The 10,565-nt window shown below is 64.1% G+C and carries 9 protein-coding genes and 1 pseudogene; 7 read left to right on the forward strand and 3 right to left on the reverse strand.

What is annotated here, in order from left to right; all coding sequences use genetic code 11:
• Positions 1-47: 47 nt before the first annotated feature.
• The 3 genes from ABH922_RS10090 to mptB are packed head-to-tail and all read right to left on the reverse strand — an operon-like array spanning position 48 to position 3,576.
• A complete protein-coding gene (locus ABH922_RS10090) occupies positions 48-887 on the reverse strand; it encodes a multidrug ABC transporter permease (RefSeq protein ID WP_424806792.1) in 840 nt (279 codons plus the stop codon).
• 14 nt (positions 888-901) lie between these two features.
• The gene (locus ABH922_RS10095) at positions 902-1,843 is read right to left on the reverse strand and encodes an ABC transporter ATP-binding protein (RefSeq protein ID WP_424806793.1); all 942 of its coding nucleotides are present in this window, start codon (positions 1,841-1,843) and stop codon (positions 902-904) included.
• Entirely contained in the window at positions 1,840-3,576 is a 1,737-nt protein-coding gene (gene mptB / locus ABH922_RS10100; protein WP_424809619.1) for a polyprenol phosphomannose-dependent alpha 1,6 mannosyltransferase MptB, read from the reverse strand. The genes ABH922_RS10095 and mptB overlap by 4 nt, the downstream gene beginning before the upstream one ends.
• Positions 3,577-3,709: 133 nt before the next feature.
• On the opposite strand from mptB, the gene ABH922_RS10105 reads away from it, so the two are divergent.
• From ABH922_RS10105 to ABH922_RS10135, 7 genes and pseudogenes are all read left to right on the forward strand, one after another.
• Positions 3,710-4,501 (forward strand): helix-turn-helix transcriptional regulator, encoded by a 792-nt coding sequence (locus tag ABH922_RS10105; RefSeq protein ID WP_424806794.1) that lies wholly within the window; start codon positions 3,710-3,712, stop codon positions 4,499-4,501.
• A 128-nt stretch (positions 4,502-4,629) separates the two neighbouring features.
• Positions 4,630-6,108, forward strand: a complete 1,479-nt coding sequence (gene sufB / locus ABH922_RS10110; protein WP_424806795.1) for a Fe-S cluster assembly protein SufB — start codon at positions 4,630-4,632, stop codon at positions 6,106-6,108.
• Entirely contained in the window at positions 6,108-7,322 is a 1,215-nt protein-coding gene (sufD, locus tag ABH922_RS10115; protein ID WP_424806796.1) for a Fe-S cluster assembly protein SufD, read from the forward strand. The genes sufB and sufD overlap by 1 nt, the downstream gene beginning before the upstream one ends.
• Positions 7,323-7,377: 55 nt before the next feature.
• A complete protein-coding gene (gene sufC / locus ABH922_RS10120) occupies positions 7,378-8,193 on the forward strand; it encodes a Fe-S cluster assembly ATPase SufC (protein WP_424806797.1) in 816 nt (271 codons plus the stop codon).
• A 6-nt stretch (positions 8,194-8,199) separates the two neighbouring features.
• On the forward strand, positions 8,200-9,489 hold the full coding sequence (locus ABH922_RS10125) for a cysteine desulfurase (protein WP_424806798.1): 1,290 nt from the start codon (positions 8,200-8,202) through the stop codon (positions 9,487-9,489).
• Positions 9,490-9,492: 3 nt separating this feature from the next.
• Positions 9,493-9,931 (forward strand): annotated as a pseudogene (gene sufU / locus ABH922_RS10130) (Fe-S cluster assembly sulfur transfer protein SufU); the annotation flags it as partial.
• Between the two features lie 190 nt (positions 9,932-10,121).
• Complete coding sequence (locus tag ABH922_RS10135) at positions 10,122-10,544, forward strand: metal-sulfur cluster assembly factor (RefSeq protein WP_424806799.1); 423 nt, start codon at positions 10,122-10,124, stop codon at positions 10,542-10,544.
• Positions 10,545-10,565: the final 21 nt, after the last annotated feature.

The raw sequence follows: 10,565 nt of genomic DNA on the forward strand, positions 1-10,565 counted from the left end.
AGTGTTGCCCAGCATCCTTTTCCACTCACGGGTGCTCGTGTGTCGATTCAGACGAACTTGAACCATCGGGCCGCGCACAGTCCGCCCACGCCGGCCCAGACGATCAGAACGAGTACCGAGAACCAGTCGACGGACGACGCGAGCGCGGAGTCGAGCGCATGAGCGAGCGCTCCGGACGGCACGATCCGCACCAGGACGTGTACTGCGCCGGGCAGATCGTCACCGGCGAACGCGACGCTGCCGATACCGAGCATGACGAACCAGAGGATGTTGGCCAGGGCGAGAATGATCTCCGCCCGCAAGGTACCGCCGAGCAGTAGCCCCAGAGCCGCGAACATGACCGTCCCCAGAGCGATCATCACGGCGCCGACTGCCAGTTCGGCAATCGACGGTCGCCACCCGAGGGCGAGACCGATCGCACCGAGCAGCACCGATTGCAGAGCCACCACGATGATCACCGCGGAGCTCTTTCCCGCGATGACGCCCCATGTGGGGAGCGCAGTGGCGCCCAGACGTTTGAGGGCACCGTAGCGACGGTCGAACCCGACGGCGATGGCCTGGCCGGTGAACGCGGTCGACATGATCGCAACCATCATCACACCGGGAAGTACCGTGTCCACTCGTGACTCACCGAGGTCGCCGACGGGCAGGAGAACCAGACCGATCAGCAGGGTGATCGGAATGAACATCGTGAGCAGAAGTTGCTCACCGTTACGCAGCAGCAACGTCAGTTCGAGCCGCGTCTGGGCGGCCAGCATCTTCGCTGCGGAATTGGGGCGCGGGTCGGGACTGAACGTGCCCGGGGCGAAACGGTTCTCTGCCAACCGCCGGTCCCTGGCACCGTTCGATGCTGTTGTTGCGCGATTGTTCGATGCTGTGTCGTTCATGGTTTTGATCACCGTCATCCCCTCAGTTCCCGACCCGTCAATTCGAGGAAGACATCTTCCAAACTTCGTTGATCCACGCGAATGTCGTTGATCAGGACGTCTTGATCGGCGCACCACTGTGCCACGGCCGCCACCGTGGACGGCGCGATGGCGCCTTCGACGACGTACGTTCCGGGGTTGGATTCCTCGATCCGGAATCCGGGCAGTGCCCTCTGCAAGGCGTCGAACCTCAGTCCGGGAAGGGTGCTCAGGCGTAACTGTCCTTCAGCGCCCTTGCTGGTGACTTCTGCGGGCGTTCCGGATGCGACGATCCGCCCGTGGTCGATGATGACGAGTTCGTCGGCGAGTGCCTCGGCCTCGTCCATGAGATGGGTGGTCAGTAGGACACTGACCCCGTCGCGGCGCAATGCGTCGATCAACTCCCACACCAGAAGGCGCGCTTGTGCGTCCAAGCCGGCAGTCGGTTCGTCGAGGAAGACGAGCTCGGGCCGTCCGACCAGTGCGCACGCCAACGACAGTCGTTGTTGCTGTCCGCCCGAGAGTCGGCGGTACGGAGTCTTGCGTGCATCGGTGAGTCCGAGCTTGCCCAGTAGCCATTGCGGGTCGAGCGGATCTGCGGAGTATGCGGCCACCAGGTCGAGCATTTCGCCGGCTTTCGAGCCGGGGTAGGCGCCGCCACCTTGAAGCATCACGCCGATCCGCGAACGTACGTCGCCCGAGTCTGCTATCGGATCGAGCCCGAGCACCCGGACAGTTCCCGAATCAGGAGCGACGAAGCCCTCGCACATTTCGACGGTGGTGGTCTTACCTGCCCCGTTGGGGCCGAGGAGCGCCACCACCTGGGCGGTTTCGACGGTGAGATCGATGCCGTCCACGGCTCGAACGCCGTCGAAGGATTTGACGACACCGCTGATATGGACGGCCGGCGTCGACGATCTGGAAGCTCTCGAGGTCACGGGGAATCAGCGTAAGCCCCCGTCGGGGAGCCACCGCCCACCGGTCCGGGTTTCGTGATTTCCGCTACTGGCTCCTCGACGCGCCAGGGCAGAGTATTTCGGGTGAAGACGATGAGGGTGCCTGCGGTGAAAATGGTGGCGATCGCGGCCTGCACGATCATGAACGGCAAGTACTCGGCTCCGTTGGACATCAGCATGACGCTGACGACGGAGGTGAACACGACCGCGGGTACCCGGAACGCCGGCGCCGTAGCCCAGGCGGCGAGGGGAAGGATCGCCCACAGCAGGTACCAGGGTTGCACCACCGGGAAGAGGAGCACGATGGCGCCGAGCGCGATGCCGAGGCCGCCGACGGCGTGGAGGCGACCCATGTACACCGAGATCAGCATCCGTCCGGTGATGATCGCAGCCATCAGATAGGCGATCGGGCGAGTGATACTCAAGATCGCGGTGGTGTGGTCGCCGAGGCCGAGCAACACTCCGACGAGTCCGGTTCCCACTCCGAGAATTGTCGGTATCGACATCCAGCTCCGCACGACGGTCGCAGTGCCGAGGGTGTGAATCCATCCCATACCGAGTCCGCTCGCGGCACTGACGAAGAACGTCACCGCCGCGGCCACGATTGCGAGTAACACGGCCGCCCCGAGGAAGGCCTTCCAGGTGCCGCCCCAGCGACGGGCCAGCGCCATACCCACGAACCCGAGGGCGAGCAGCGACGGGATCTTCACGGTCGACGACAGGGCGATGAGCCCGGAACCGGCGATCAGCAACGCCAGTGATCGCCCGCGTATCGGACCGGCGCCCTCGACCGCACGTAGTGCCACCTCGATTCCGGCGAGCATCAGCCCGAGCATCAGGGCCTCGTTGTGAATACCGGCGACCAGGTGGAAGAGCAGCAGCGGGTTGGCGGCGCCGAGCCAGAGCGAACTGACGGCAGAGACCCCGCACCGTTTGGCCAACCGGGGCAACGCCCACACGATCAACGCGACGCCCGCGAGAGCGAGTAGTCGATGCAAGAAGATTCCGGCCACGATGTTGTCACCGGTCAGGGAGCTGATTCCGCGGCCGATCCACAGGAAGAACGGCCCGTACGGTGCCGGCGTGTCCCGCCAGATCGTCGGCACCGTTCTGGTCAGGACGTTGTCGACACCGAGAGCGGCTTTGGGACCGATCACGTACGGGTCGAGCCCGCGCGCCGCGATTTCGCTCTGTGCCAGATACGAGTACACGTCGCGGCTGAACATCGGTGGTGCGACGGTCAGCGGCAGTATCCACAGCAAGAGTGTGCGGTCGAGCTGGGACCGGCTCATCCGTCTGGGCGCGCCGCGTCTGGTGCGGAGGTCGCCGACCGCGAATCGTCCCATCAGCAGCCACGCCAGGACCACCAGTACCGTGCCGGTCATCGTCATGGTCAGCGCGACCGTCGGCATCCGGCCCGGAAGGCTCAGGACTCGAAGGCCCGCCGTCGGATTCTGCAACACGGGCTGGGCGCCTGCACCGAGTGCGCCGACTGCCATGAGAACCGCGCCGGTGGCCCCGAAGCGTCGGATACCACGCAGCTGTGCGGTTTCCTTCGCGTTGAGACCGGGGCGCTCGTCCTCGTCGCCGTGCAGAGCAGCGGCTCGGCTGGGGCGCGGTGCGGATCCGAACGGGCGGATGCCGATGACGGAGAGGAACAGAGACTTGGGCTTGTCCAGCAGAATCGCTCGTGCGGACAGCGCGGTCGTCGTCATCGCTCGCGCTGACTGTGCGGTCGTCGTCGGCTCGGGGGTCTGCGGCACAACTGGCAGCGTAGCGGCTCGCGGAAGTGGTTCAGACAACCACGAACAACGGCGACCGACCCGTTATTCCCGAATGTAATGCAGGATGCCCTTAGTAGACCTGCGAAAAGAATTCCGTCACACTTGTGTTGTGAAAAGAAATGCGACAGGCACTCGAAAGCAGGAAGTTGCAGGTCAGCCCTCTGCAGCGGCCTCGTCGAGTCCTGCCGCACATCCGGTGACGGTCAGTGTCGAAGGCCAGACTCGCGCAGCAGTGGTCAAGTTACTGCTCGAAGAAGGTCCGATCACGGCCTCCGAGATCGGTACTCGTCTGGGTGTGAGTGCGGCGGGTGTCCGACGTCACCTCGACGCACTCATCGAGTCCGGCGAAGCCCGCACCGCGTCGGTATCCGCTCTACGTCAGCGTGGACGCGGACGCCCGGCCAAGCAGTTCCAGATCACCGCCACCGGACGCGGGCGTCTCGGTCATGCGTACGACGACCTTGCCGGTGCCGCCATGCGGCAACTGCGTGAGATCGGCGGTGACGCGGCCATCGAGGAATTTGCCAAACGGCGGGTGGCGGCGATCGTCGGTGACGTCGAGGCCGCCGATCCCACGAAGATCGACACTGTCGAGGCAACGGCCGACGCCATTGCCGAAGCGTTCAACGCGGTCGGATTCGCCGCCTCCACCAGGCCGGTCGGAAACGGTGTGCAGATCTGCCAACACCACTGCCCGGTTTCTCATGTAGCAGAAGAGTTTCCAGAACTCTGCGACGCCGAACAGGAGGCGTTTCGACAACTACTCGGAACGCACGTCCAACGGCTCGCGACCATTGCGAACGGTGATTGCGCCTGCACGACGCACGTGCCGCTCGTGCCCAGCGGGAGCAGATGACGACGTTCCCGCGCTCGACAAGATTTTCAGCAGCTAGTTCGTCACCGTCAGAACTGCTCGTCCGCCGCGACCAGCCCTCGCCGCAGCAGAGCAGCCGTCAAGAGAACAAGACTCCGGAAGGAGCTCGCATGACCGTCACATCAGACCAGGCGACCACCGCTGCAGCAGGTAGCAGCGCCGCGGCTGCAGGCACCGAGCCGCTCACGCAGGAAGAGACCATCGCGTCCCTCGGCCACTACGGCTACGGCTGGTCCGATTCCGACGTCGCGGGAGCCAGCGCCCAGCGCGGGTTGTCCGAGGCTGTCGTGCGGGACATCTCCGCCAAGAAGAGCGAGCCCGAGTGGATGCTCGACATCCGTCTCAAGGCGTTGCGCACCTTCGACAAGAAGCCGATGCCGAACTGGGGCTCCGACCTCGAAGGCATCCACTTCGACAACATCAAGTACTTCGTGCGCTCGAGCGAGAAGCAGGCCGAGTCGTGGGAAGACCTGCCTGAAGACATCAAGAACACGTACGACAAGCTCGGCATCCCCGAGGCGGAGAAGCAACGCCTCGTGGCCGGCGTCGCAGCGCAGTACGAGTCCGAGGTCGTCTACCACTCGATCCGTGAAGATCTCGAGCAGCAGGGTGTCATCTTCCTCGACACCGACACCGGTCTGCGTGAGCATCCTGAGCTGTTCAAGGAATACTTCGGCTCCGTCATCCCGGCCGGCGACAACAAGTTCTCCGCGCTCAACACCGCCGTGTGGTCCGGCGGCTCGTTCATCTACGTCCCGCCGGGAGTCCACGTGGACATCCCGCTGCAGGCGTACTTCCGGATCAACACCGAGAACATGGGTCAGTTCGAGCGCACCCTGATCATCGTCGACGAAGACGCATCCGTGCATTACGTCGAAGGTTGCACCGCACCGATCTACAAGTCCGACTCGCTGCACTCCGCCGTTGTCGAGATCATCGTGAAGAAGGGCGGCCACTGCCGCTACACGACCATCCAGAACTGGTCCAACAACGTCTACAACCTGGTCACCAAGCGCACCAAGGTCGAAGCCGGTGGATCGATGGAGTGGGTCGACGGCAACATCGGTTCCAAGGTCACCATGAAGTACCCGGCCGTGTGGCTGATGGGTGAGCATGCTCGTGGTGAGGTTCTCTCCGTCGCCTTCTCCGGTGAGGGACAGCATCAGGACACCGGCGCCAAGATGCTCCACCTCGCGCCGTACACGTCGTCGACGATCATCAGCAAGTCCGTCGCTCGCGGCGGTGGCCGCGCGTCGTACCGCGGTCTCGTGCAGGTCAACAAGGGTGCGCACGGCTCCAAGTCGACGGTCAAGTGTGATGCACTGCTGGTCGATCAGATCAGCCGCAGCGACACCTACCCGTACGTCGACATCCGCGAGGACGACGTCACGATGGGTCACGAAGCCACCGTCTCGAAGGTCAGTGACGACCAGCTCTTCTACCTGATGAGCCGCGGACTGACCGAGGACGAGGCCATGGCCACCATCGTGCGTGGATTCGTCGAGCCCATCGCGAAGGAACTCCCCATGGAGTACGCGCTCGAGCTCAACCGCCTTATCGAACTTCAGATGGAAGGGGCAGTGGGTTAGTGACCACGCCAGAGACCGGAGTAATCGGAGCTGTCGTCGGGGAGAACCCGACCGCTCCCACCAAGGGTGCCGCCACGGGTTCACCCATCACGAACAAGGGCGAGCAGTTCTCGTCGTACGACGTCAACGCCTTCGAGGTTCCAGGAGGCCGCGACGAGATCTGGCGGTTCACACCGCTGCGTCGTCTCCGTGGCCTGCACGACGGCAGTGCCGTTGCCAATGCGTCGGTGACCGTGGATGTCGAGTCCGGCAGTGACGTCACCGTCGAGACGGTCGGACGCGACGACGAGCGCCTCGGAACGGCCGGAGTTCCCGCCGACCGTATTGCAGCGCAGGCATATTCGAGTTTCGACGCTGCGACGGTTCTGTCGGTGGGCGCCGAGGTCGAGGTGGACAAGCCTGTCGTGATCACGGTCACCGGCCCCGGCGCCGGTAACGTCGCCTACGGCCACACCCAGATTCGGCTGGCGCAGTTCGCCAAGGTCACGGTCGTCATCGACCAGCGCGGCAGCGGAACATTCGCCGAGAACGTCGAATTCGTGGTCGGCGACAGCGCTCAGCTGACCGTGGTCGCCATTCAGGACTGGGCTGACGACGCCGTGCACGTGACGTCCCATCACGCCCGTCTGAGCCGCGACGCGGTACTGCGCTACACCTCGATCAGCCTCGGCGGTGACTTGGTACGACTTTCCGCCACCGTCAAGTACGACGGTCCGGGTGGCGACGCCGAACTGCTCGGCCTGTACTTCGCCGACGCCGGTCAACACTTGGAGCAGCGTCTGCTGGTTGATCATTCGCAGCCGAACTGCAAGTCCAACGTGGTCTACAAGGGCGCTCTGCAAGGTGAGCCGGGCAAGCCGGACGCGCACACCGTGTGGATCGGAGACGTTCTCATCCGCGCCGCAGCCGAAGGCACCGAGACGTTCGAACTCAACCGCAACCTCGTCCTCACCGATGGGGCACGCGCGGATTCCGTGCCGAACCTCGAGATCGAGACCGGGGAGATCGTCGGTGCCGGGCACGCCAGTGCCACGGGACGTTTCGACGACGAGCAGCTGTTCTATCTGCGTGCTCGCGGCATCCCGGAGGACCAGGCGCGTCGCCTGGTCGTGCGCGGGTTCTTCCACGAGATCATCAACAAGATCGCTGTACCCGAGGTGCGCGATCGCCTCGAAGCCGCGGTCGAAGCCGAACTCGCCGCTGTCGGTTCCTGACCGCGACGCGCTCGGCTCCCCACCGCACGGATACTTCCCATCTTGAAGGAATTTCATGTCTACCAGTGACAACACCACGGAAAACCCCACCTCGGTTCTCGAGGTTCGTGACCTGCACGTCGAGGTCGCCAACTCCGATGCGAACGCCGATCCCATCCAGATCCTCAAGGGCGTCGACCTCACGGTCCGCTCCGGTGAGACCCACGCGATCATGGGCCCCAACGGCTCGGGTAAATCGACGTTGTCGTACGCCATCGCCGGTCACCCCAAGTACCAGGTGACCTCGGGCTCGATCACCCTCAACGGTGAAAACGTTCTCGAGATGAGCGTCGACGAGCGCGCCCGCGCCGGTCTGTTCCTCGCCATGCAGTACCCCGTCGAGGTACCCGGCGTGTCCATGTCCAACTTCCTGCGCACCGCAGCGACTGCCGTGCGCGGCGAGGCTCCCAAGCTCCGCCACTGGGTCAAGGAAGTCAAGGAAGCGCTCGGCGAACTCGAGATCGATCCGTCGTTCATCGAGCGGTCCGTCAACGAAGGCTTCTCCGGTGGTGAGAAGAAGCGCCACGAGATCCTGCAGCTGGGCATGCTCAAGCCGAAGATCGCTATCCTCGACGAGACCGATTCCGGCCTCGACGTCGACGCTCTGCGTACCGTCTCCGAGGGCGTGAACCGTTACAAGGAGCGTGAGAACGGTGGCGTTCTGCTGATCACGCACTACACGCGCATTCTGCGCTACATCACCCCCGACTTCGTTCACGTTTTCGTCAACGGTCGCGTCGTCGAGTCCGGTGGACCGGAACTGGCCGACGAACTCGAGACCAACGGCTACGTTCGTTTCACTGCGGACGTGCCCGCTACTCAGGGAGCGTAATCCACGATGACCACCTCGGTGCGTGAGCTCGACGTCATAGGAGTTCGGGCCGATTTCCCGATTCTGGCGCGGACGGTGCGCGACGGAAAACCCTTGGTGTACTTGGACTCCGGTGCCACATCGCAGCGACCTGTCCAGGTTCTCGATGCGGAACGGGAGTTCTTGACCACGTGCAACGCGGCCGTGCACCGGGGTGCTCATCAGCTTGCCGAAGAGGCGACCGACGCCTACGAGAACGCCCGCGCCGCCATTGCGGCGTTCGTGGGTGCCGATACCGACGAACTGGCGTTCACGAAGAACGCCACCGAAGCCTTGAACCTGGTGACGTACGTCCTGGGCGACGACCGCTTCGATCGACATGTCGGCCCCGGTGACGAGATCGTCATCACCGAACTCGAACATCATGCGAATCTGGTTCCGTGGCAGGAGCTTGCGCGTCGTACCGGTGCAACGCTCCGGTGGTACACCATTACCGACGACGGGCGGATAGACCTGGACTCGCTGGAGTTGACGGATGCGGTGAAGGTGGTTGCCTTCACACATCAGTCCAACGTCACCGGCGCCGTGGCGCCGGTCGAGGAACTGGTGCGTCGGGCCCGAGCGGTCGGCGCTCTCGTAGTGCTCGACGCCTGCCAGTCGGTGCCGCACATGCCGGTCGACTTCCATGTGCTCGACGTGGATTTCGCGGCGTTCTCCGGTCACAAGATGCTCGGCCCCACCGGAATCGGGGCCCTGTACGGGAAGGCCGCGCTGCTGGCGGCTATGCCCCCGTTCATCACCGGAGGGTCGATGATCGAAACGGTCACGATGGAGGCGACGACGTACGCCGCCCCGCCGCAGCGTTTCGAGGCAGGCACCCAGATGACGTCGCAGGTGGTCGGTCTCGGTGCTGCCGTCGACTACCTGAACACTTTCGGGATGGACGCCGTCGCCGCCCACGAGCACGTGCTGGTGGAGGCTGCGCTCACGAAACTGTCGGCGATCGACGGTTTACGGATCATCGGGCCGCTGACGGCGGAAAACCGTGGCGGAGCGATTTCTTTCGTCGTGGACGGTATTCACGCCCATGACCTGGGGCAGATTCTCGACGACGACGGTGTCGCCATCCGCGTCGGGCATCACTGCGCGTGGCCGCTGCACCGTAAGTTCGGTGTCGCGGCGACAGCACGGGCGTCGTTCGCGCTGTACAACACGGTGGCGGAGATCGACGTGCTGGCGGCGGCGATCAGGCGGGCTCAGCAGTTTTTCGGCACCGCCGACGGGGAATTTTTCGGGGTCACCGAGGAGTTGAGCTGAATCATGCGCATGGAGCAGATGTATCAGGAAGTGATCCTCGATCACTACAAGCATCCGCACGGCCGCGGACTCCGTGAACCGTTCGGTGCGCAAGTGCACCACGTCAATCCGACGTGCGGCGACGAGGTGACACTTCGGGTTCAGATCGACGATGACGGAACGGTGTCCGACGTCTCCTACGACGGGCAGGGTTGCTCGATCAGCCAGGCGTCGACCTCGGTGCTCAACGACCTGGTGATCGGGATGCAGGTCACCGAGGCGCTGAGGACGGTGACTGCGTTCAGCGAGATGGTGAGCAGTCGCGGAACCGTCGAGGGTGACGAGGATGTGATCGGCGACGGCATCGCGTTCGCCGGTGTGGCGAAGTACCCGGCGCGTGTGAAGTGTGCGCTGCTCGGATGGATGGCTTTCAAGGACGCGGTCGTTCAGATCGTCGACGGCGGAGCCGCTGGTGTGCAGGACGGCGGAGCCGCTGGTGTGCAGGTCGGCGGAGCCGCTGGTGTGCAGGTTGGCGGAGCCGCTGGTGTGCAGGTTGGCGGAGCCGCTGGTGTGCAGGTCGGCGGAGCCGCTGGTGTGCAGGACGGGACGTCCGAATTGGTCGACACGGCAGTTTCAAGTGGAGGACAGGGATCATGACCGAGACACAGGCAACACAGGACGCCGAGGTGGGTACGCCGGCGAATCCGAACCCCGATTCCACCGCTGAGTTCGGTGGGGCCCAGGGCAGTGGCACTGTGCCCTCGCCGGAGCGGCTGGACGAGCTCGAAGAGGCGATGCGCGACGTCGTCGACCCCGAACTGGGCATCAACGTGGTTGACCTCGGTTTGGTGTACGGCTTGTTCGAGGACGAGGGGGTCGTGACCATCGACATGACTTTGACGTCGGCGGCGTGTCCGCTGACCGATGTGATCGAAGATCAAGCCCGTGGTGCGTTGGTGCGTAGTGATCTCTGCACGGACATGAAGATCAACTGGGTGTGGCTGCCGCCGTGGGGGCCGGACAAGATCACCGAAGACGGACGCGAACAATTGCGCGCATTGGGTTTCACAGTCTGACGCCTGCCGTCTGGCAGAATA

This window comes from Rhodococcus sp. 27YEA15, from assembly GCF_049739425.1.
In the GTDB taxonomy this organism is placed as follows: Bacteria; Actinomycetota; Actinomycetes; order Mycobacteriales; family Mycobacteriaceae; genus Rhodococcus_F.

Excerpts from the sequence above, each read along its gene's own strand:
- ABH922_RS10090 (WP_424806792.1), bottom strand. The coding sequence starts at position 887 with ATGAACGACACAGCATCGAACAATCGCGCAACAACAGCATCGAACGGT.
- mptB (WP_424809619.1), bottom strand. The coding sequence starts at position 3,576 with ATGACGACGACCGCGCTGTCCGCACGAGCGATTCTGCTGGACAAGCCC.
- ABH922_RS10105 (WP_424806794.1), top strand. The coding sequence starts at position 3,710 with ATGCCCTTAGTAGACCTGCGAAAAGAATTCCGTCACACTTGTGTTGTG.
- sufB (WP_424806795.1), top strand. The coding sequence starts at position 4,630 with ATGACCGTCACATCAGACCAGGCGACCACCGCTGCAGCAGGTAGCAGC.
- sufC (WP_424806797.1), top strand. The coding sequence starts at position 7,378 with ATGTCTACCAGTGACAACACCACGGAAAACCCCACCTCGGTTCTCGAG.
- ABH922_RS10125 (WP_424806798.1), top strand. The coding sequence starts at position 8,200 with ATGACCACCTCGGTGCGTGAGCTCGACGTCATAGGAGTTCGGGCCGAT.
- ABH922_RS10135 (WP_424806799.1), top strand. The coding sequence starts at position 10,122 with ATGACCGAGACACAGGCAACACAGGACGCCGAGGTGGGTACGCCGGCG.